The following is a 21094-nucleotide window of genomic DNA, read 5'->3' on the forward strand; positions in this document are numbered from 1 at the left end:
GTTCGCTCTTCCGGCTCGCGGTTTCTACTGCTGGCTGTTGAACGGGAACGGGCGGCCCATCCGGACGAAGTCCACGCCCAGGGCCCAGGCGGCCGAGCGCGCGTACGCGTCCTGGAGGGTGGGCTGGCCCGAACCGGAGCGCTCGGACAGGCAGATGAGCCCGCTGGTGTAGAGGTGGACGCCGTGCTCGTCGTGGCTGGGGAGGGACTCCAGCTCCGGCTCGATCAGCCGCACCTGGTACTCGGTGCCGTTGAAGTGGGCGCACATCACATAGGTGTTCTCGAACATGGTGGTGATCTCGTAGACCCAGCCCTCGGCGCCGGGCGCGTCCTCGTAGTACGTGTTCGCGGGCAGCTTCGCCCGCACCACCTCGCGCTCCCGGGCCAGCCGGGCCGCCGTGCCCGGGGCGGCGAAGGTGCTCTGCGGGACCCGCGACAGGGGTGCGTCCTCCTCCCCGCCGGTGCCGAGCCGGACTTTGCCCTCCCGGTCGACGTACACCTCCTCCTGGCCTGCCGACTTCTTCGACTGGCTGGCGAAGAAGCTGTCCCGGATCGCGTTGAGGTCGTACATGTCAGCCATGGTCTTCATCCCTCCCCTGTGGATGGTGGCGGTGCTGGTGGATCAGTTCGCCCAGCCGGACGGTCTCCGGATGGTCGGGCCCGTACGCCGTCCAGTGATCGGCGTACAGGGCTTCGAACTCGGCGGCCGCGAGCTGCTCCTCCCCCGCGGCGGCCAGCCAGTGGGCCCTGTCGTAGCGGATCTCCGACATCCGCGGGTCGGTGGCGGCCAGGACGCCGGAGACCGCGGTACGCAGTTCCAGCAGGTGTTGCGCCGCCAGCGCCGGGTGCCCGTCCTCGCCCAGGTAGCGGGCCAGGTTGAGGGCGGCCAGCCGGGCCAGCTCGTCGTCGGCGCCGAGGACCTGGCGGGCGCGTGCGGCCATCGGTGCGAGCAGCCCGGCGGCCGCCGCGGGCTGGTCGGCCCGGGCGAGGGCCTGGGCGAGGTGCAGGACGACGAGCCAGCCGCCGCGGTGGTCGGCGGGCAGCACCCTGGAGGCGTGGTCGAGCACCTCGCCGAGCCGCCGGATCCGCTCGGCGGGGTCGCCGGCGGCTTCCAGGGCCGCGTTGCACAGCGCCTCCACCTCCGCCGCCGGGTCGGGTGGGGGGCCCGGCGGCGGGCCGGGCGGCGGCGGGCCGGCGGGACGGACGACCACGGTGGGCGGCGGGGTGGCCGCCGCGCCGAGCGCGCGGAGCAGCGCGGCCATCTCCCGGGCGTCGCCCGGGCGTCTGCCGGGGTCCTTGGCGAGGAGCCGGGTGACCAGCACGTCCACCGAGGGCTGTACTTCCGGGCGCAGCGCGCGGACGGAGGGCACCACGGCGTGGCAGTGGTCCCTGGCCAGGTCGCCGTAGTCGCCGGTGGGGACGTAGGGCTGCCGGCCGGTGAGCATCTCGAACAGGACGCAGCCGACGGAGTAGAGGTCGGTGGCCGGTGTGACGGGCTCCAGGAGGAAGCGCTCCGGCGCCATGTACTCGGGGGTGCCGAGGAGTTGGCCGTAGCCGGTCACGCCGGCCGCGTGGCCGAGCTCGCCGACGGCGGTGTAGGAACGGGCGATCCCGAAGTCCAGCAGGATCAGCCGGCCGTCGCCGACTTCGCCCCTGACCATGACGTTTCCGGGTTTCACGTCCCGGTGGACGAGGTGCTGGGCGTGTACGGGGACCAGCGCGTCACACAGTTCGGCGGCCCAGCGCAGGGCGTGGGCCACGGGTAACCGCTGGCCCTTGGGGACCGCGGCGCGCAGGGTGCGGCCCTCGATGAACTGGGTGATCAGGTAGAGGTGCCAGAACCCGTCGATCCGGGCCTCGTCCACGTCGTGGATCCGGACGATGCGCGGGTCGTCGATACGCGCCAGGATCTTGGCCTCGCGCAGGAACCGGCGTGCCGGATGGCTGCCGCGGCCGGGTACTTGAAGGAATTTGGCGACGACCTGGCGGTCCAGCCGCAGGTCATGGGCCTTCCAGACTTCTGCCATGCCTCCCGGGAAGTGTTCGATCAACTCGTACCGGTCAAGTACAAGGCGCCCCTTGGGCGCGGGGTGTGCCCCCCGCATAGCGGCCATGGCTCAAGAGTGGCACTTGACCGTTCAGCAGTTGAGCGTATTGGTGAAATTCTCTCCCGTACCGCCGTGCCGCCACGGCCGTCAGCCCGCAGCGCTCTTGCGGACGCGGAACGCCGCGGCCTCGGTGCCGGGGGGCGCTCGGCAGCGCGCGAAGTCGTGTGCGCGCTTCCGCGCGCCGGTGTCCGGCCCCTGACACCAGGATCGACGCCAGCCAGAATCGGTCACCCACGGGCACCTTCTGGCCCGCGCCGCACCGCAGCGAGGGGGAACCACGCGTGACGAGCATCAGTTCACGGCAGTTGGGCCGACCGGGACGGGTGGCGGTGGTCGGCGCGTTCAGCGCCGTCCTCACCGTGGCCGCTGCCACCTCCGCCACGGCCGCGTCGCCCCGGACCAACAGCCTCGCGGCCGCCTACAGCAGCCCGGCCGCTCCCCAGGCGCTCGTCGGCGGCATCTTCAGCGGGGCCCCGGTGACCATGCGGTGCTGGCGGGACGGCGCCTGGGCCAACGGCACGAACCGCTGGTTCCTGGTCGAGGGAGCCGGGTACAACCCGTTCACCGGCCGCCCCGCCTTCGTCCGCGGTTTCGTCTCGGCCAACAAGATCGCCAACCAGATCAAGGTCGGCCGCTGCCCGTGAGGCAGAGGCGCGGTCCTAGTGCTGTGGCCGGAAAGGTTCACCGGGTCCCGCCGCGACGTGCCCGGCATCCCTCAGTGCCTCGCCCGTGCGGTACAGCTCGATGAGGAGCGGGCGCAGCGACCGGCCGGAGTCGGTGAGCGCGTAGCGGGTCCGGACCGGGAAGCCGGGGAGGCGTTCCTGGGTGACCAGGCCGCGGTCCCTGAGGGTGTGGAGCCGGTCGGCGAGCACCTTGGGGCTGATCTCCGGCAGCGCCTCCCGCAGCGCGCCGAAGGAGTGCGCGGTGTGCATCAGTTCGCGCAGCACGAGCGTGGTCCAGCGGCCGGACACGGCCGCCAGGGCGATCTCCACCGGGCAGTCGGCGTGCGGGCGTACGGTGCGGCCCGGCGGGGACGGCACCAGGTCGCCGTCCCAGTCCCGGCCGTCGGTTTCCGTTTGGTGACGCACGTCGGCGCCGTCTTGACTGCGGTCATGGACATCAACGCGAATCCTGCGCACGATCATGCCTTCACTGTCGCTCTGACATCCGACCCGGTGCAACATCCCTCGGTCTTCGAGGCCGCGTTCAACTCCGGCAGCGCGGAGGCCGTCGCCGCCGTCTACGAGCACGGCGCGGTGTTCGTCCCCCGCGCCGGCGAGCCCGTCGGCGGTGCGGAGCTGCGGGCCGCGAACGCCGGGTTCCAGGCGCTGGGGCTGCCCATCAGTGTCCGTCCCCGGCACACCTACGTCGCCGGGGACATCGCCCTGCTCATCGTCGACTGGGTCATCGACGGCAAGGGGCCGGACGGTGGGCACGTCCACATCGAGGGCACCGCCACCGATGTCGCCCGGCGCGGCGCGGACGGCCTGTGGCGGTACGTCATCGACAACCCCTTCGGCACCGCGGACCGGCCCGCCCCGGGCCCGGCGTAGGTCCCGGCCGTCAGCGGGTCGGGTCGGGGCGGGGAAGGTCACACCGGTGATTTCCTCCGACAGCGGTTCGAGCTACCGGCTCAGTTCGAGCGAGATGTGCGCGGACAGGGCGCGGAGGAAGCCGGGCGCGTCGAAGGCCGCGCCCGCAGAGGCGACACCGACCGTCCTGGTCCGTCCCGTGAGGACCTGGTGGACGGCTTCCACCGCAAGCGGCGCGCTGACCGCGTAGATGTCCTGGCCGCTCGCCACGGCGCGCCGTTCCTCGCCGCCGGAGCGCACGAGGACGTCGACGAGGAAGGTCTGCGCGGACCGCCCGAGCCCGTCGACCGCGGCCGGCGTCGGGGTGTCCGGAGCCGCCAGGTCCCGGGCCGCCTCGACGGTCATGTAGGTGCGCACCTCGGGGATGGCCAGGTGGCTGGGTACGGTGACGACGTCGGTCATGGTGAAGTCCCCTATCACGGCCCGGTGCCCCAGCGGGTCGGGGAAGGGCCAGTTCACGGTCGGCGGGGCGTCGTCGCGGTACTCCAGCCGCCCGGCGGTGTAGCGGACGCGTCGGCCGTCCCTGCGCTCCCGCGAGACCTTGCCCGCGGCGCGGGTTCCGGCCGTGGGGTGCCAACGGTCGAGCCCGTACGCGATGTGGGCCTCGTCGGCCGCCGTCCAGTCGCCCATCGCCGCGGTGACCAGCAGGTCACCGAGGCCGCCGTAGAAGGCCATGGCCGGGATCACCACGGCTCCCGCGGCACGGGCCCGATCCGCGAACTGCGTGAACGTGTCGAGATTGGCCTCGATCTCGGCCGCCACGTCCACGTACGGGATCCCGGCGCGCAGGGCCGCCTCGATCACCGGGGCGGCGGTCGCGGCGAAGGGTCCGGCGCAGTTGATCACGGCGGCCGCGCCGGCCAGCGCACGGTCGAGTGAGGCCGGGTCGTCGACCGTGGCCGGCCGGGCCTCCAGCCCCGGACGCGAGGCCGCGAGCGCCCGCAACTGCTCCGGGTCGCGCCCGGAGAGGACCGGGACGAAGCCCCGGTCCCACAACTCCGCCACCACGAAGCGCCCGGTGTGCCCGTAGGCGCCGTACACCGCCACCGTCCGACCCGATCCCATCAGCTGTCCCCCGCCCTTGCTCGAATAGTTCAACTCGCTCAACCAGTTCAACGCTGCACATCCTGGCAGCGGCAGTTGACCCGGCATGAGTGTCCGGAACGCCACGGTGCGTACAATTTCGGACATGGGTACTGTCGCGCTGGCCGTCACCGACGGCATGCTGCACTTCGAACTGTCCGTGGCCTACGAGGTCTTCGGCGCCGACCTCTCCGGCGTGGCCGACCCCTGGTACGACGTCACCGTCTGCGGGCCGGGCACCGTACGGATGGGCAGGTTCCACCTGGAGCCCGATCACGGGCTCGACCGGCTCCCGCACGCCGACACCGTGATCGTCCCCGGGTGGGCCGACGTCGATCAGGAGCCGCCCGCCGAGCTGGTCGACGCCGTGCGCGCGGCCCACGAGGCGGGTGCGCGGGTGGCCTCCCTGTGCACGGGCGCGTTCGTACTGGCCGCCGCCGGCCTGCTGGACGGCCGGCGCGCGACCACGCACTGGGCGCACACCTCGGACCTGGCCGCCCGCTACCCCCGGGTGGAGGTCGATCCGGACGTGCTCTACGTGGACAACGGCAACGTGCTCACCTCCGCCGGCAAGGCCGCCGCGATGGACCTGTGCCTGCACCTGGTCCGCCTCGACCACGGCTCGGCGGTCGCCAACACGCTCGCCCGCCGGCTGGTCGTCCCCCCGCACCGGGCTGGCGGCCAGGCCCAGTTCGTCAACACCCCCGTACCCGCCCAGGAAGACCATCCCCTCGCCGAGCTGTTCCCCTGGGCGCTCGAACGGCTCGGCCACCCGCTGACCGTGGAGGACCTGGCCCGCCGGGCGAACATGAGCTCGCGCCACCTGGGCCGCCACTTCAGGTCGGCGACCGGCACCACCCCGCTGCAGTGGCTGCTGACCCAGCGGATCCGGCGCGCCCAGGAGCTGTTGGAGACCACCGGCGACAGCGTCGACGCCATCGCGGAGGCGACCGGCATGGGCACCGCCACCACGCTGCGCCGGCACTTCAACCGCACCATCGGCGTGCCCCCGGACACCTACCGCCGCACCTTCCGCAGCACTCGCCCCGGCGCCCGATGACGAGCCGGGACGAACAGAAGATGACTGAAGATCCGAAACCCTGTACGAAGACCCCTGTGGAAGAACAGATTCAGGCCGCGTCCGTTCGGGTTTTCATCGCTCTCGCCCCGCCCGACGAAGCCAAGGAGGAGCTGGCGCGGGAGCTGGCGCCCGCCTACGAGGCGTACCCGCGCATGCGGTGGAACCGCATCCAGGACTGGCACATCACCCTGGCCTTCCTCGGAGAGCTCCCGGTCGCGACCGTGCCGCTGCTGCGGCCGCCGCTCGCGGCCCTCGCGGCGAGACGCCGGCCCGTACGGCTGGCACTGCGCGGCGGCGGCCACTTCGACGAGCGGGTGCTGTGGAGCGGAATCGACGGGGACCTCGAAGGGCTGCACCTGCTCGCCACCGAGGTGCGCGCCGCGGTCGAGGAGTGCGGTGTCCCCTTCGAAGGCAGGCCGCTGCGTCCCCATCTGACGCTGGCCCGGTCCCGCCGGAGCGACCACTCCAGCGCGGTCGAGGCCGCCGCGGGACTCGCCGCCTTCACCGGGCGCCCGTGGCAGGCCGAACGCCTCCACCTGGTCGGCAGCAACTTCAGCCGCGGCCCGGGACCGATCCGCTACCGCGACATCGAAGCCTGGGAGTTCGCCGCCGGGGGCGGTACGGCCGCCCCGTAGCGGCACGGAGGTCAAACGGGAGGCCCCTCGGCGGGCGGCCCGGACCAGTGGAGTGGGAAACCGGTCGAGCCGGCGGCCTCGATCCACTCCAGCCGGCTCCCGACGACGGAGCGCCGCGGCGGGGGGCAGGCCGTGAGCAGCCTGGTCAGCAGGGCGCGCAGCCGCAGCAGCGTCATCGGGGACCGTGCGGCGGCGACCATGACCTCGTCGACCGCCAGGCGCACGTACTGCTCCCAGGTCGGGGCGTGCACGATCAGCCGGGCTGTTCCCCCCGCGTCGCCGAACGCACCGATCGCCAGGTCGCGGCCGGCCAGGCGGGTCAGCAGGTCCTCGGTGTGGTCCAGCGCCTGGACCGCGGTGGCCGGATCGTTGACCGCCGGGGACAGGGCGCGCAGGGTGATGTCCGTGAGGAGGCGCAGGGGCAGCCCGGGGTCCTGGTCGAAGGTGCGCTCCAGGCCGGTCCGTACGGCGCCGAACACGTCGTCCGGCCGCATGCCCTGTCCGTGGATCCGCGCGAGCAGGGTGCCCCGGGTGAGGAGGGAGCCGATGGGCGCCTCCAGGGTGACGAGGCAGTCATGCCGCCCGGCGGCGGCGATCAGGCCGGGTACGTCGATCTGCTGGAGCACGGCCGCCTTGCCCGGCCACCGGACGTCGATCGGGGCGGCCCCGTCGGATGCCGGGCGGGCGACGGGGGCGCCGGAGTCCGGTGCGGGTGCATAGGGCCCCGGGTAGAGGGCGTCGAGGAGGCGGTGGCCGCGGCCGCTGATCACGTCGAGCGCCGGGGCGAGCTGGATCGCGCTGAACGCCCTGGTCTGCAGGGTGCGCATGAAGGCGAGCGCCACCAGGGCGGACAGCATGGTGACGGCGGGGACGGCGACGGAGACCACGCTCCTCTTGCCCATCGACAGTCCGGCGGTCACCGAGAAGATGAAGACGCCGACGACGAAGGCGAAGGTCCGCCACACGATCGGGTCGTCACGGAAGAGCAGGAGGCGTGGTGTGAAGGTGCTCGCCGAGAACTGCACGACCAGGAAGAGCATCGAGTAGATGATGGTGACCAGGCTGACGACGCCGAACCCGATGGTGAACATCAGCGTCACCACCCGTCCGGCCTCGATCTTCGGCCCTACGGAGATCAGCGGGAGCAGCAGCCCCAGGACCAGGCCGGCGACCGCGCAGACGGCCTGGGCCAGGTCGCGGCGCATGGCGCGCGTCGGGCGGTGGAACGGCGTGCCCGCGGGTCGCCGCCCTCCTGGCCGATCGGGCGCGGGCACCTCAGCCGATCCGGGCATGCGGCCTCCTTGAGCGGTCCAGAGGGGGTGGCGCCAGGCAGTGATGCAATCACGGGTGCGGCACGCCCGAGTGGCGAAATGCCGGATAGGCGGCTATTTCCGTCATGGTTCTGGTGAGGGCGGTCTCCGCCGCCGGGAGCCGGTGGCCTCCGCCGCCGGCAGCCCGTCCAGGAGGAAACCCGCTGTGTCCGATCCGCAGGCCGGGCCGCCGCCGCGCCGACTCGCCGTACCCGGCTGGATGCGCCGGCACACTCCCCTGCTGAGCCGCGTCCTCGGCCAGTTCGCGGCCGTCAGGGTCCTGGACTGTGCCACGAGGCTCGCCGCCCAGGCCTTCCTCGGGGCCCTGCCCGCGCTCTTCGTCATCGGGGCACTCGCACCGCAGTGGCTCCAGGCCCAGCTCGTCGCCTCCATCCGCAGCACGCTCGGGCTCCAGGACGCGGCCCTCGACCAGGTACGGGCGGTGTACGCCGGGACCGACCCCACCACCCTGGCGAGCACCAGCGGCGTGGGCATCCTGGTGACGCTGTTGTCCGCGACCGCGTGCAGCCGGGCGCTCCAGACGATGTGCGAGCGCTCCTGGCACCTGCCCAAGGCCGGCGCCCGGCTCACCGCGTGGCGCTGGCTGGCCTGGCTCGGGGTGTGGCTGACCGCCCTGATGTTCCAGGGGCCGCTCCAGACCGCCTTCGGCACCAGCCGGGCCGCCGGCTTCGTCCTGGCGGCGGTCGCCGGCACGCTCCTGTGGTGGTGGACCCAGCACCTGCTGCTCGGGAGCCGCGTTCCGTGGCTGCCGCTGCTGCCCGGCGCGGTGCTGGCCGGGACCGGGGTGCAGGTGATGGCCCTGGCGTCGAGGATCTACATGCCGCACGCGGTGGAGCGCAGCATGCGGGAGTTCGGCGCCCTCGGCTCGGTCTTCGTCCTGCTCTCCTGGCTGATCGCGCTCTTCCTCGTCGTCACGACCGCCATCGCCCTCGGCTACGTGCTGGCCCACGAGCCCTGGCCCGCGCGGCTGCTGCGCACGCCGGCTCCCACCGCGGAGCGGTGACGGCCGCCGGGCCGGCCGGGCGCGGCGGGGACGCCGTCGCCGGTGGCGGGACAGGTGGCACGGCTGCTGCCGCAACGGGTGCCGCAGCGGGTGCCGCAACCCTGTCGAACCGATCAGGAATCGAGAAGCGCCGAGCCCCAGGCCGCGCCTAGCGTGGCATCCATGGACCTCACCCTTCACGCGAGCTTCCTCCCGCACGACGATCCGGAGGCATCGCTGGTCTTCTATCGCGACACCCTCGGCTTCGAGGTCCGCGACGACGTCGCCTACGACGGGATGCGCTGGATCACGGTCGGTTCCGCCGACCAGCCCGGGACCTCGATCGTCCTGGAGCCGCCGGTCCCGGATCTCGGGGTCACGGACGACGAGCGCCGCACCATCGCCGAAATGATGGCCAAGGGCACGTACGCCCGCATCCTCCTGGCCACCGGCGACCTCGACGGCATCTTCGCCCGGCTTCGGGCTGCCGACGCCGAGATCGTCCAGGAGCCGGCCGAGCAGCCGTACGGGGTGCGCGACTGCGCGGTCCGCGACCCCGCGGGCAACCTGATCCGCATCACCGAGGTCCGCTGAGCCCCCGATCCGGTAGACAGGGGCACGTCGCCGCGAACGGACCGACGTAGAAGAACCGGTGGAAGAACAAGACGTACTGCTCGAAGCTGGTCAGATCGAGCCAGGCGATGCCGACGGAGCCCGCGCATGCGGCCCCGCCCGACAGATGGAGACACCATGAGCAAGGCCAAGAGCACAGCCACGCAGTCGCCTGCGCCGCACGTTGCCGACAGCCACGGTCTGATCCGCGTGCACGGCGCGCGCGTGAACAACCTCAAGGACGTCAGCGTCGAGCTCCCGAAGCGTCGGCTGACGGTCTTCACGGGCGTGTCCGGCTCGGGCAAGAGCTCGCTGGTGTTCGACACGATCGCCGCGGAGTCGCAGCGGATGATCAACGAGACGTACAGCGCCTTCCTGCAGGGCTTCATGCCGACGCTGGCCCGGCCCGAGGTCGACGTGCTCGACGGGCTGACGACCGCGATCGTCGTCGGCCAGCAGCGGATGGGCTCCGACCCCCGCTCCACCGTCGGCACCGCCACCGATGCCAACGCGATGCTGCGCATCCTCTTCAGCCGGCTCGGGAAGCCGCACATCGGCTCGCCCGGCGCCTTCGCCTTCAACGTCGCCTCGGTCCGGGCGAGCGGCGGGATCACGGTCGAACGCGGCGCCGCCAAGACGAAGACCGTGAAAGCGACCTTCTCCCGCACCGGCGGCATGTGCGTGCGCTGCGAAGGCCGGGGCACCGTCAACGACATCGACCTCACCCAGCTCTACGACGACACCAAGTCGATCGCGGAGGGCGCCTTCACCATCCCCGGCTGGAAGTCGGACAACGTGTGGACCGTGGGGATCTACGCCCAGTCGGGCTTCCTCGACCCGAACAAGCCGATCCGCCGGTTCACCAAGAAGGAGATGCAGGACTTCCTCTACCGTGAGCCGACCAAGGTGAAGGTCAACGGTGTCAACCTCACGTACGAGGGCCTGATCCCCAAGATCCAGAAGTCGTTCCTGTCCAAGGACAAGGAGGCGATGCAGCCGCACATCCGGGCGTTCGTGGAGCGGGCGGTCACCTTCACCACCTGCCCCGAGTGCGACGGCACCCGGCTCAGCGAGGCGGCCCGGTCGTCGAAGATCAAGCGGATCAGCATCGCGGACGCCTGCGCGATGCAGATCAGCGACCTGGCCGAATGGGTCCGCGGCCTCAAGGAGTCTTCGGTGGCCCCGCTGCTCGCCGCGCTCCAGCACACCCTCGACTCGTTCGTGGAGATCGGGCTGGGCTACCTCTCCCTCGACCGGGCGTCGGGCACGCTGTCGGGCGGTGAGTCGCAGCGCGTCAAGATGATCCGCCATCTCGGCTCCTCCCTCACCGACGTCACCTACGTCTTCGACGAGCCCACCATCGGCCTGCACCCCCACGACATCCAGCGGATGAACCGCCTGCTGCTGCGCCTGCGGGACAAGGGCAACACGGTGCTCGTCGTGGAGCACAAGCCGGAGACGATCACGATCGCCGACCACGTCGTCGACCTCGGCCCCGGCGCCGGTACGGGGGGCGGCACCATCTGCTTCGAGGGCACCGTCGAGGAGCTGCGGACCGGCGGCACCACCACCGGCCGCCACTTCGACGACCGCGCCTCCCTCAAGGAGACGGTGCGCAAGCCCACCGGGGTGCTGGAGATCCGCGGCGCTGCGACGCACAACCTGCGCGACGTCGACGTGGACATCCCGCTCGGGGTGCTGGCCGTCGTCACCGGTGTCGCCGGTTCCGGCAAGAGCTCGCTCGTGCACGGGTCGCTGCCGGGTCAGCCGGGGGCCGGCGACTCGGGTGTGGTGTCCATCGACCAGGGCGCGATCCGCGGTTCGCGGCGGAGCAACCCGGCGACGTACACCGGACTGCTCGAACCGATCCGCAAGGCGTTCGCGAAGGCCAACGGCGTCAAGCCGGCGCTGTTCAGTGCCAACTCCGAGGGCGCCTGCCCCAACTGCAACGGCGCCGGTGTCATCTACACCGACCTCGGGATGATGGCCGGCGTGGCCACCCCCTGCGAGGAGTGCGAGGGGAAGCGCTTCGACGCGTCGGTGCTGGAGTACCACCTCGGCGGGCGCGACATCAGCGAAGTGCTCGCGATGTCGGTGACCGAGGCCGAGGAGTTCTTCGGCTCCGGCGAGGCGCGCACACCGGCCGCGCACAAGATCCTCGAACGGCTCGCCGACGTCGGCCTCGGCTACCTCACCCTCGGCCAGCCGCTCACGACCCTGTCCGGCGGCGAGCGCCAGCGCCTCAAGCTGGCCACCCACATGTCCGAGAAGGGCGGCGTCTACATCCTCGACGAGCCGACCGCGGGCCTCCACCTCGCGGACGTCGAGCAACTGCTCGGCCTGCTGGACCGGCTCGTCGACTCGGGCAAGTCGGTCATCGTCGTCGAGCACCACCAGGCGGTCATGGCGCACGCGGACTGGATCATCGACCTCGGCCCCGGCGCCGGCCACGACGGCGGCCAGATCGTCTTCGAGGGCACACCCGCCGACCTCGTCGCAGCCCGCTCCACCCTCACCGGCGAGCACCTGGCGGCCTACGTCGGCGCCTGACCGCGCCAGCCGGTGACGAGGGGCCGCACCCGATCGGGAATCCGCCCACCCGGAGGCCTCCCTCACGCCCCGGGCGGGCCGGTGATCGAGACATCGGCCAGGATGCTCCCATGAGCACGAACACGGACGGTGTGGCCGAGGCTATCGAGCGGGAGCTGCTGTTGATGAGTCCCGGCGTACGGACGTCGAGGTCGCTCGCCGACCGCCTCCTCGACCCGGAATTCGTGGAGGTGGGTGCTTCGGGCCGCCGCTGGGACCGGCAGGCGATGCTGGCCGCACTGCCTGACATGCAGGGCGGGACGGAGTCCGGCCCGCAGTACGAGCCGGTGGGGATGACGGGCACCGCACTGGCACCGGGCCTGGTGCACCTCACCTACGAAACCACCATCGACGGCCGCCGGGCGCGCCGGAGTTCGATCTGGCGCCGTCTGGACGAAACCTCCGGCTGGCGGATGTACTACCACCAGGCCACGCCCGTTCCGTAGCCGTGCGCGGGGTCCGGAGGCCGGGCGGGATTTCCCCGTGCGCCTGGTCGTCAGTGTGAGGAAGACTGCGCTGATGAACCTTGAAGCCGCCGGCACTCCGCAGGAGCGGGCCCTACGCCATGTCACCGAGCTGACATCGGGCGGTCCTGTGGATCCCGCTCTGCGCCTGACCCTCAACTTCCATCCTGATCGATGGGTGCGCGGGCAGCCGATCCTGGATGCCCTGGCGAAGGACGGCGTGTACGTCTCGCAGTTCGTGACGGGTGTCGGCAACGGCGGCCTGACCGCCCACCCCGGCGGTGACCGGTGGCGCTGGGAGAGCCGGATCTTCGGTGGTGCGTACGACGACGCACCTGCCGGTGAGCGGCCGGCGTACGGGGCCCTGAACTTCCGCCGCAAGCCGGTCGGCGGTGCGCCGGGATGCCGTGCGTGCCGGCCGGCACGACGAGCAGGCTCTCAAGCGGGTGTGGCACTACCTCGCCCGCTTCGGGGCGCCCGTGGGAACTGACTCGCCCCCGCGCGGGGTCAGTGCGTGAACGCGGCGCCGATGGCGTGGCTTTCCTCGTACACGCGGTAGTGGGTGATCCGGTCCGGCCTCGAACTCGGCCCCAGACCGGGGCACGAGAGGCGCGTGCACCCTGCGCGAGAATGCGGTGGTCGCGGGGCCCTTCGCTGCGTAGCATCTCGCCGTGCTCACCAACGAAATGATCATCGAACAGGCCCTGGACCGGATCGAGGCGGGTTACGTCTTTCCCGAGAAGGGCGTGGACACGGGTGCCGCGATCCGGCGTCGTCTCGCGGCAGGCGAGTACGCCGGCCTGGACGGGCCGGCCCTCTGCGAGACGGTGACCGCCCACCTTCAGGAGGTGTGCCCGGACAAACACCTGCGGCTGCTCTGGACGGACGAGCCGCAGTCGCTGGATCCGGAGGACGAGGACGAGGGGCAGGCAGCTTTCCGCGCGCTCCTCAGAGCGGAGAACCAGGGCGTCCGCCGCGTCGAGCAGCTGGACGGGAACATCGGGCTCATCGACATCCGGCGCATCGCCTCCGCCGACGAAGGCGCCGCCACGATCGGCGCGGCCATGCAACTGGTCGCCGGCAGCTCCGCGCTCATCCTGGACCTGCGCGCATGCCATGGCGGGGCGCCCGAGGGAGCCTTGATGTGGTGCAGCTACTTCTTCCCCGACGACCAGGTGCACCTCAACGACATATACGAGCGGTCCACCGGCGCCACGCGCCAGTTCTGGACGCTGCCGCACCTGCCCGCACCGCGCTACGCGGATCGCCCGGTCTACGTGCTCACCAGCCCGATCACCTTCTCCGGCGGCGAGGACGTCGCCTACACCCTCCAGGCGCACGGCCGGGCCGTCGTCGTCGGTGAGACCACGCGTGGCGGAGCGCACCCGACGGCCCGTCACGCGGTGGCCGAGCACATCCTCGTGACCGTGCCGACGGCCCGGACCGTCAACCGCGTCACCGGGACCAACTGGGAAGGCGTCGGCGTGGTCCCCGACGTGCCCGTCCCGGCGGACGAGGCCCTCGACACGGCACTCAAGGCTGCCCGGACCCGGCTCGACGCGTAGGGCGTCTCTACGCCGCCGGGTGCGCGGAACCCGTCACCCCAGGCGCGGCGGCGTCCAGTCGGCGTGCCGCAGGACGGCCCGCATGGTCGCGCCGGACGGTGCCAGCCGCAGGGCCGTGTTGCGCACGGCCACGGCCAGGGGGTGGGCCAGTTGCTGGCCCATCCGGCCGGCCTGCCGGGCGGCGCGTGCGACGGACTGGCTGCGCGGACGGCGTTCGGCGTCGTAGCGGGCCAGTGCCGATGCGACGGTGGGCTCGGCGGCGAGCGATGCAGCCAGGGTGGCCGCGTCCTCCAGCGCTTGGCAGGCGCCCTGGCCGAGGTGCGGGGTCATGGCGTGGGCCGCGTCGCCGAGGAGCACGGTGCGGCCCACGGCGAACGCGGGCAAGGGCGTGACCAGTTCGTGGATGTCGTGGTGCAGGACGGCGTCGGGCCGGGTCGCGTCCAGCAGCGCCGGGACCGGATCGTGCCAGTCGCCGAACCGGCGGCGCAGCGCGGCGAGGGTGTCCGCATGGCGTACGGCGGGAGGCGAGTTGAGCACGGCGTGCCACTCGGCCCGGCCGTCGGCGAAGGCGATGTGGCCGAACTCTGCGCCCCTCCCCCAGGTCAGCTCGAAGTCGGCGCGCAGCGCGATCGGATGCTCGGTGACGGCGCGCAGGACGGTCGAACCGCTGTAGACGGGGCCCGGGTGGTTCGGGAACAACCCGGCGCGCAACCGGCTGTTGACCCCGTCGGCGGCCACGACGAGGTCGGCGTCCAGCGGGGCGCGGCCCTCGACGAGGACCCTCACCCGGGCCGGGTCCGTACGGTCGACCGATCCGGCCTCGGCTCCGGCGACCAGGCACTCCGGCGGCAGTGCGGCGCGCAGCAGGCGGTGCAGTACGGCGCGCGGAATGCCGACGATGGGCGTGCCCAGCTCGCGCTCCAGCGCGGCTCCGTCCATCCGGGCCAGCCAGCCGCCGTCCGGCGTGCGGGTGCCGCCGGTGTACTGGGCCCGCCCGGCCGCGCGTACTGCTTCGCCGACCCCGAGGAGGTCGAGGGCGCGCAGGCCGTTGGCGTGCAGAGAGATGCCCGCGCCCGCGTCAGCGAGGACGGCGGAGCGTTCGACGACCGTCACCTCCCAGCCGATCAGCCGGAGGCCGATCGCGGCGGCCAGTCCACCGATGCCTCCACCGACAACAACCGCACATCCACCCATGGTTGGCCCTCCTCGTCCACCCCGCACCCGTCTTCTACATCTGTAGAAGACGCGTGCGAAGACTACTCCGCGCCCCTACAGGTGTAGAAATGGGGGGTGGCCACCGATCGACGCACCGCCCTCGCCGACGCAGCCATCGGCGTACTCGCCGACACCGGGATGCGGGGACTGACCCATCGCGCGGTGGACCGGGCGGCGAACCTGCCGACCGGCACCACCTCCGCCTACTACCGGACCCGTCAGGCGCTGCTCACCGCGCTGGTCCAGCGCCTGGTCGCACTCGACCAGGCGGAGCTCCAGGCGATCGGGAACGACATCCCGCCCCCGCGCGACGAGGAGGAACTGGCGGCGGGGATCGCCGCGCTCGTCGAGCGGCGGCTCACCGGGGACGGACGGCAGCGTTCCCTCGCACGCTACGCATGCGCGATCGAGAGCGTCCACCACACGGAGCTACGGGAGATCCTCGTGCCCCGCGAGAACGCGGCACGAGAAGCCGTCCGCCGCTTCCTGGCCGCGCGGGGCCTCGCGGATGCGGAGGCCGAGGAACGCACCGTCACCCTGCTGACCTGCGTGGACGGACTGGTCTTCGACCGTTTGGTGAACGGCGGCAGCGTGCCCGCCCACGAGATCCGCGGCCTGGTGGCCGCCGCGCTGCGCTGACAGCCGGCCGCTGACAGCCGGCCGCCGGCTCGACCATCTGGAAGCCGACGCGAAGAAGGGTGCCCGCAGGTGAGGATCAGTGACCGCTGCCGGAGGCCCGGAATCCGCGCGGAACCAGCCACAGGACGAGCACGGTCACGACGGCCACGATGCCGACGGACACGTACGAGGTGGTGGTGAGCGCGCCGTCGAAGGCCGACCGGGCGGCGTCGAGCAGCCCTTCGCCGGCGGAGCCCGGCAGCGTCTCGGCCACCTCCTTCGCACCGCCGATCGACTCGTGGGCGAGCGGGGGTGCGGTGTCCGGCATACGGGCGGCGTAGACGGCCCCGTGGATCGAGCCGAGCAGTGCCACACCGAGGCCCACGCCGAGTTCGTAGGAGGTCTCCGAGACGGCCCCGGCCTGGCCGGCCCGGGCGGCCGGAACCGCGGACACCATGACGGCCGCGGCGGAGGTGACGGCCAGCCCGTCACCGAAGCCGAGGGAGGCCAGGAAGACGGCGACGTAGCCGTACGAGGTCGGTTGCGGGGCCAGGGCCAGCAGGAGGAAGCCCGCCAGCAGCCCCAGCAGGCCGATGCCCATCACCGCGCGGACGCCGAGGCGGTGCATCAGGCGCGGGGCCAGCAGGGAGCCGACCAGCATGGCCACGGCCACCGGCAGCGTCCGCAGACCCGCCTGGAACGGCGAGTAGCCGTGCACGTACTGGAACCACAGCGAGACGAGGAACAGGGCCGCGCCGGCCGCGAGCATCGCCATGAGGGTGACGAGGGCCGCCGCGGTGAAGGGCCTGCTCAGGAAGAGCCGTACGTCGAGCAGCGGGTCCGGCAGCCTCAGCTGACGGCGGGCGAACACGGCCAGGAGCAGGAGAGCGACGACCAGGACGGCCACGTCGGTGACGGTGGCGCTGCCCTTGGCCACGTGTTTGATGCCCCAGGCGAGGGCGACGACGCCCGCGACGGACAGCAGGGCGCTGATCCAGTCCAGGGCGTGGGCGCCGGCCTCCTTGTACTCGGGCAGCAGCCGGATGCCGGCCAGTACGGTCACCACCACGACGGGGACGTTCACCCAGAAGGCCGCGGACCAGCCGTAGCGTTCGACGAGCAGGCCGCCGACGAGCGGGCCGATGGCGGCGCCCGCGCCCGCGACGGCGGCCCAGATGCCGATGGCGAGGGTTCGTTCGTGGGGGTCGGTGAAGATGTTCCGGATCAGCGACAGCGTGGAGGGCATCACCATCGCGCCGCCGATGCCGAGCAGGACGCGTCCGGCGATGAGCACGGCCGGGCTGGTGGCGGTCGCGGCGACCACGGAGGCCACGCCGAACAGCACGAATCCGATCAGGAAGAGCCGCTTGCGCCCGAACCGGTCGCCGATCGCGCCGGTGGTCACGAGCAGGCCGGCGAGGACCAGACCGTAGATGTCGATGATCCACAGCTGTTGCAGGGCGGTGGGTCGCATGTCGTCGATGAGCGACGGCAGGGCGACGTTCAGGATGGTGGCGTCCATCGCCACCACGAGCAGGCTGGCGCACAGCACGGCGAGCATCACCCAGCGTCCGGATCCGGACGACGGGCGGCTTTCCGCGGCGGGGCCGGTGGGGTGCACGGCTCGGGCCACGGGATGCCTCGTCGCTTCGGATGGGCCCCGGGAGGGGCCGCAGGTACAGGCTGTGCCCGCAGGGTGCCGGCTCGTCCAGGTATAGAAGCCGGGCAGGCGGGCCGCAAGCCGAAAGCCGTCGCACGCGGAGGCGGGCGGGGCGGTCGGTCCCCGTCTCAGGCCGGCCCGGTTCCGTGCTCCGCCTGCAGAGTGCGCAGGAGGTCGAAGGCCGGGCCGTCCACGGGGCGCTGGGTGTTGCCGAGGGCGATGATGGCAAGCCGCTTCTCCGGGTCGAAGCCCACGAAGGAGGAGAAGCCCCCAGTGCCCCCGTTGTGCCAGATCTGGAGGTGGGCGCCCTGCCGGGCGTGGAGCCGGTGGGCCATCCAGCCGAGGTGCACCCAGGCGAAGGAGCTCTGGCGGTGCTCGACCGCCCGGGTCATGCGGATCGCCTCGGCGAGCTCGGCGGGGCCGCCGTCCAGCTGGGCGCGCACGAAGGCCACCAGGTCGGTCGCGGTCGACCGCAGACCGCCCGCTCCGGCCAGGCCGGCCAGGTTCCACGGCGGCGTGGGCCGCCCCCGGCCGTCGTGCCCTTGGGCGCACCGCCCCGAGCGTGCGCCGTCCACCGTCACCACGGTGTCGGCCATGCCCAACGGGGCGCAGATCTCCCGGGTGATGAGCGTCTCGTAGTCCGTGCCGGCCCTGCGGGCGAGGGCCAGCCCCAGCAGGCCGGCACCGAGGTTGGAGTAGCGGAACCGCTGCCCGGGCGTGGCTCCCAGACGCGTCCTGGCCAGCCCGGCCAGGAGGACGTCCGCCGTGCAACCGGCGTACGGATCCGGCTTCGACGGGTGCAGCCACGCCCCCAGCAGCATGCCCTTGGGCAGCCTCGGCAGGCCGGAGGTGTGGGTGGCGAGCTGCCGCAGGGTGATCTGCCGGTCCGCCCGCGAGGGTACGCTCACCCCCTCGGGCAGCAGCTCGCCGAGCGGCTCGTCCAGATCCACCAGGCCGGTCTCCGCCAGCCGCGCCAGGGCCAGCGCCGTGAACGTCTTGGTCACCGAGCCGATCTCGAACAGGGTGTCCGGGCCCGGCACATGACCCGGGTCCGCGCCGGTGCCGGTGCTTCCCGTGCCTCTGATCTCCACGGAGTCTCCCGCCACAACGGCCACCACCGCGCCTGCGCGGCGCTCGGCCAGTCGGTCGGCGGTCTGCTGGGCCAGGGTCCCGATTTCTTCAACCATGACCGAAATCATGACGGCCGCCGCTCGGCCAACCGGTACGCCCCCATGATGATTTCCGGCCGGGGCACTGCGACCTGCGCAGTACGGCGGCGCGCCGCCCACCATCCTGGCGGAACTCGTGACGCACGGAGCGGCCCCGCCGGTATGACACCGGCGGGGCCGCGGGCCGAGCTGTGCGGAGCGTGGAATACGGGGAGTTGACTCGGCTGACGCGGTGCGTCAGGCGACGTTCTTCGTCGCGCTGGCGACGACGCACTCCTTGTACTCGCTGCCGTCGCCCTTCCCGGTGTACGTCGTCGTGGCCTCGGCCTGCTGGGAGGCACCCGCCTTGACCGTCAGGGCGGTCACGCGGGCCTGGGCGGTCGTCGCGGTCGAGGTGGCGTCCCCGCGGAACTTCATGGTGATGTTGTAGGTGTAGTCCAGGGAGCCGCTGTTGGTGACGGTGAGCCGGGCGACCAGGTTCTTGCCCGAGCTGTCCAGCTTGCAGCTGTCGATCTTGATGTCGCGCTCGGCCTTGTTGTTGCTGCTGGAACCGCCGGGGACGGTGCCGCCGCTCGAACTGCCGCTGGTGCTGGAGCTGCTGCTGTCGCTGTCGTGGCTGCCACCACTGGTGGAACCCCCGCTGGAGCTGCTGGAGCCCGAACCGGAGCTGCTGGAGCCCGAACCGGAGCTGCTGCTGTCGCAGCTGCCGCCGTTGGAACCACGGGCTCCGGTGAGTGCGACGATGGCGATGCCGAAGACGGCGATGGCGCGGACATGGCGAAGCTTCACGTTCAACCCCGTTGGAATGTCAGAATGCGAAAAGAGACCCGCCTTGACGGGCGCACGTCACCCTAACAGCGGTAGAAGGACTTTCCGCTCACTGCCGGCGGCGGCACGACGGTCCGTCTCACCACGAGAGATCGCGCAGGCTGGGCGGACGATCCGGAGTGAAGCAGATCATCCCGCTCGCCGGGTCGTCCAGCGGAGCAATGAAGCGCGCAGGCCATTGGTCCTCCTGCGGGCCGAGGTAGCGTCTCAGCTTTCGCAGGGCTCGTTCGCGGTCCAGCGGGACGACCCGCGCCGTGCCCCGGCAGGTCACCGACAACACCCTCCCCGAGGACAGTTCACAGGTGTCCACGACCAAAGCCAGGCGGGGGTCGACGTCGAGTTCGCGTCCCAGCTTCGAATAGGAGCCGGTCAGCCACCAGAAGGCCCCCTCCTCCCAGATGAACCACACGGGCCGTACGGATGGGCCGGCCGCGGCCACCCTCGCGACAAGCGGCTGAGCCAAGAACTCGTTCACGTCCATCGGACCAACCTAGTACCCGGTCCGGACGATCACTGCTGAGGCAGACGGATCACGCCGCCTGACGGTGGTTCACCCATCGGACAGCGAGCCTGTTTCCTCGCCCTCGACGAGCGGGGTCAGGCCGTCCAGGAGTGCCTTGAGCCCGGATTCGAAGAGGGCGTCGAGACGCAGGTCGTAGCCGTCGTGGAAGGATCCGACCACTTTCGCGAAGGTGGGGAAGCGGCCGGATTCCACCAGTTCCCGCAGGACGGAGGTGCGGCTGTCCATCCACTGGTCTTCCGACTGGCCGGTGGAGGCTTCGGCTTGCGCCTCCCATTCCAGGTGCACCGCGAGGCCCTGGACATGGCTGTAGATCAGTACGTGGATGTCGAACAGGGTGGTGGGATCGAGGCCGTGGCCGTCGAGGGCGCTCAGCATCCATTCGCCGTGGACCAACAGCTTGGGCACGAGCAACGGGCGGGTGAGGGAACCGAGCTGGGCCAGCCACGGGTGCCTGCGGTACAGGGTCCACAGGGTCCGGGCACCCAGCTCGATGCACGAGCGCCACCCTTCGGGCGCATCGGCGGGGTAGGTCTCGTCGCCGAAGGCGGCGTCGGCCATGAGCAGGACGAGGTCGTCCTTGCTGCCGACGTACCGGTAGGGCGACATGGCGGCGACCCCGAGCCGGGCCGCGACGCCGCGCATGGAGAGCGCTGACAGCCCTTCCGCATCGGCGATGTCGACGGCCGTACGGACGATCCGGTCGAGGGTCAGCTCCTGCTCGGAGGGCGGGGCGGGCGGCGCGTGCCTGCGGGGCGGGGCGGCGGGAGCGGATCCGGCGACGACGGTGCCGGTACGGGGGCGGGCCTCGACGAGTCCCTCGAGGCGGAGGGTGGTCAGGGCCTTGGTGGCGGTGGCGAGCGCGACACCCCACTGGACGGCGATCTGACGGGTCGAGGGAACCCGGTCCCCGGGGGCCAGTTCCCCGTCGGCGATGCGTCGGCGGATCTCGGCGACGATGCGCAGATAGGGCGGCTGACCGGGTGCGCCTGTGGGCTTCGTCACGTTCTGACACCTTCCTCTCCTGTACTAGTGCAGAGGGT

22 protein-coding genes are annotated in these 21094 nt (G+C 72.0%); 11 read left to right on the plus strand and 11 right to left on the minus strand.

What is annotated here, in order from left to right:
- Nucleotides 1-24: 24 nt before the first annotated feature.
- Together AB0D94_RS10480 and AB0D94_RS10485 are read right to left on the minus strand one after the other, a co-directional pair.
- The gene (locus AB0D94_RS10480; protein ID WP_362048719.1) at nucleotides 25-579 is read right to left on the minus strand and encodes a hypothetical protein; all 555 of its coding nucleotides are present in this window, start codon (nucleotides 577-579) and stop codon (nucleotides 25-27) included.
- Entirely contained in the window at nucleotides 572-2026 is a 1455-nt protein-coding gene (locus AB0D94_RS10485) for a serine/threonine-protein kinase (RefSeq protein ID WP_362048722.1), read from the minus strand. Before AB0D94_RS10485 ends, AB0D94_RS10480 begins: the two co-directional genes overlap by 8 nt.
- 362 nt (nucleotides 2027-2388) lie before the next feature.
- Here AB0D94_RS10485 and AB0D94_RS10490 point away from each other — a divergent pair, with 362 nt between their 5' ends.
- Nucleotides 2389-2751, plus strand: coding sequence for a hypothetical protein (locus AB0D94_RS10490; RefSeq protein ID WP_362048725.1), 363 nt, complete (start codon nucleotides 2389-2391; stop codon nucleotides 2749-2751).
- A 15-nt stretch (nucleotides 2752-2766) separates the two neighbouring features.
- On the opposite strand, the gene AB0D94_RS10495 is transcribed toward AB0D94_RS10490, so the two are convergent.
- A complete protein-coding gene (locus AB0D94_RS10495; protein ID WP_362048728.1) occupies nucleotides 2767-3195 on the minus strand; it encodes a helix-turn-helix domain-containing protein in 429 nt (142 codons plus the stop codon).
- Between the two features lie 87 nt (nucleotides 3196-3282).
- On the opposite strand from AB0D94_RS10495, the gene AB0D94_RS10500 reads away from it, so the two are divergent.
- A complete protein-coding gene (locus AB0D94_RS10500) occupies nucleotides 3283-3660 on the plus strand; it encodes a DUF4440 domain-containing protein (protein WP_362048731.1) in 378 nt (125 codons plus the stop codon).
- Between the two features lie 72 nt (nucleotides 3661-3732).
- Here AB0D94_RS10500 and AB0D94_RS10505 read toward each other — a convergent pair whose 3' ends face one another.
- The gene (locus AB0D94_RS10505; RefSeq protein ID WP_362049100.1) at nucleotides 3733-4764 is read right to left on the minus strand and encodes a saccharopine dehydrogenase NADP-binding domain-containing protein; all 1032 of its coding nucleotides are present in this window, start codon (nucleotides 4762-4764) and stop codon (nucleotides 3733-3735) included.
- A gap of 124 nt (nucleotides 4765-4888) precedes the next feature.
- Here AB0D94_RS10505 and AB0D94_RS10510 point away from each other — a divergent pair, with 124 nt between their 5' ends.
- Both AB0D94_RS10510 and thpR read left to right on the plus strand, forming a co-directional pair.
- Nucleotides 4889-5842, plus strand: a complete 954-nt coding sequence (locus AB0D94_RS10510) for a helix-turn-helix domain-containing protein (protein WP_362048734.1) — start codon at nucleotides 4889-4891, stop codon at nucleotides 5840-5842.
- A gap of 56 nt (nucleotides 5843-5898) precedes the next feature.
- Entirely contained in the window at nucleotides 5899-6498 is a 600-nt protein-coding gene (thpR, locus tag AB0D94_RS10515; protein WP_362048737.1) for an RNA 2',3'-cyclic phosphodiesterase, read from the plus strand.
- Between the two features lie 11 nt (nucleotides 6499-6509).
- On the opposite strand, the gene AB0D94_RS10520 is transcribed toward thpR, so the two are convergent.
- The gene (locus AB0D94_RS10520) at nucleotides 6510-7790 is read right to left on the minus strand and encodes a DUF2254 family protein (RefSeq protein WP_362048740.1); all 1281 of its coding nucleotides are present in this window, start codon (nucleotides 7788-7790) and stop codon (nucleotides 6510-6512) included.
- A 184-nt stretch (nucleotides 7791-7974) separates the two neighbouring features.
- On the opposite strand from AB0D94_RS10520, the gene AB0D94_RS10525 reads away from it, so the two are divergent.
- From AB0D94_RS10525 to AB0D94_RS10550, 6 genes are all read left to right on the plus strand, one after another.
- The gene (locus AB0D94_RS10525) at nucleotides 7975-8832 is read left to right on the plus strand and encodes a YhjD/YihY/BrkB family envelope integrity protein (RefSeq protein ID WP_362048742.1); all 858 of its coding nucleotides are present in this window, start codon (nucleotides 7975-7977) and stop codon (nucleotides 8830-8832) included.
- Nucleotides 8833-8994: 162 nt separating this feature from the next.
- Nucleotides 8995-9405, plus strand: coding sequence for a VOC family protein (locus tag AB0D94_RS10530; RefSeq protein WP_362048745.1), 411 nt, complete (start codon nucleotides 8995-8997; stop codon nucleotides 9403-9405).
- Nucleotides 9406-9561: 156 nt separating this feature from the next.
- A complete protein-coding gene (locus AB0D94_RS10535) occupies nucleotides 9562-11973 on the plus strand; it encodes an excinuclease ABC subunit UvrA (protein ID WP_362048748.1) in 2412 nt (803 codons plus the stop codon).
- A gap of 110 nt (nucleotides 11974-12083) precedes the next feature.
- Nucleotides 12084-12458: a DUF4440 domain-containing protein gene (locus tag AB0D94_RS10540; protein ID WP_362048751.1), complete on the plus strand. Its 375-nt coding sequence runs from the start codon at nucleotides 12084-12086 to the stop codon at nucleotides 12456-12458.
- Nucleotides 12459-12531: 73 nt separating this feature from the next.
- On the plus strand, nucleotides 12532-12966 hold the full coding sequence (locus tag AB0D94_RS10545; protein ID WP_362049103.1) for a DUF3626 domain-containing protein: 435 nt from the start codon (nucleotides 12532-12534) through the stop codon (nucleotides 12964-12966).
- Between the two features lie 181 nt (nucleotides 12967-13147).
- A complete protein-coding gene (locus AB0D94_RS10550; RefSeq protein ID WP_362048754.1) occupies nucleotides 13148-14041 on the plus strand; it encodes a S41 family peptidase in 894 nt (297 codons plus the stop codon).
- A gap of 33 nt (nucleotides 14042-14074) precedes the next feature.
- Here the strand turns inward: AB0D94_RS10550 and AB0D94_RS10555 are convergent, their stop codons facing one another.
- The gene (locus AB0D94_RS10555; protein ID WP_362048757.1) at nucleotides 14075-15235 is read right to left on the minus strand and encodes an FAD-dependent monooxygenase; all 1161 of its coding nucleotides are present in this window, start codon (nucleotides 15233-15235) and stop codon (nucleotides 14075-14077) included.
- Between the two features lie 96 nt (nucleotides 15236-15331).
- Here AB0D94_RS10555 and AB0D94_RS10560 point away from each other — a divergent pair, with 96 nt between their 5' ends.
- Entirely contained in the window at nucleotides 15332-15895 is a 564-nt protein-coding gene (locus tag AB0D94_RS10560; protein ID WP_362048760.1) for a TetR family transcriptional regulator C-terminal domain-containing protein, read from the plus strand.
- A 76-nt stretch (nucleotides 15896-15971) separates the two neighbouring features.
- Here the strand turns inward: AB0D94_RS10560 and AB0D94_RS10565 are convergent, their stop codons facing one another.
- The 5 genes from AB0D94_RS10565 to AB0D94_RS10585 all read right to left on the minus strand — a co-directional run bounded on the left by AB0D94_RS10565 (nucleotide 15972) and on the right by AB0D94_RS10585 (nucleotide 21056).
- On the minus strand, nucleotides 15972-17507 hold the full coding sequence (locus AB0D94_RS10565; RefSeq protein WP_362048763.1) for an MFS transporter: 1536 nt from the start codon (nucleotides 17505-17507) through the stop codon (nucleotides 15972-15974).
- A 155-nt stretch (nucleotides 17508-17662) separates the two neighbouring features.
- Nucleotides 17663-18721 (minus strand): serine hydrolase domain-containing protein, encoded by a 1059-nt coding sequence (locus tag AB0D94_RS10570; RefSeq protein WP_362048766.1) that lies wholly within the window; start codon nucleotides 18719-18721, stop codon nucleotides 17663-17665.
- Nucleotides 18722-18940: 219 nt separating this feature from the next.
- Entirely contained in the window at nucleotides 18941-19492 is a 552-nt protein-coding gene (locus AB0D94_RS10575; RefSeq protein WP_362048769.1) for a hypothetical protein, read from the minus strand.
- A 118-nt stretch (nucleotides 19493-19610) separates the two neighbouring features.
- Nucleotides 19611-20012, minus strand: a complete 402-nt coding sequence (locus tag AB0D94_RS10580) for a pyridoxamine 5'-phosphate oxidase family protein (RefSeq protein ID WP_362048772.1) — start codon at nucleotides 20010-20012, stop codon at nucleotides 19611-19613.
- 69 nt (nucleotides 20013-20081) lie between these two features.
- Nucleotides 20082-21056 (minus strand): GntR family transcriptional regulator, encoded by a 975-nt coding sequence (locus AB0D94_RS10585; protein WP_362048775.1) that lies wholly within the window; start codon nucleotides 21054-21056, stop codon nucleotides 20082-20084.
- Between the last annotated feature and the right edge of the window lie 38 nt (nucleotides 21057-21094).

Source organism: Streptomyces sp. NPDC048255, from assembly GCF_040652415.1.
Classification (GTDB): Bacteria; Actinomycetota; Actinomycetes; order Streptomycetales; family Streptomycetaceae; genus Streptomyces.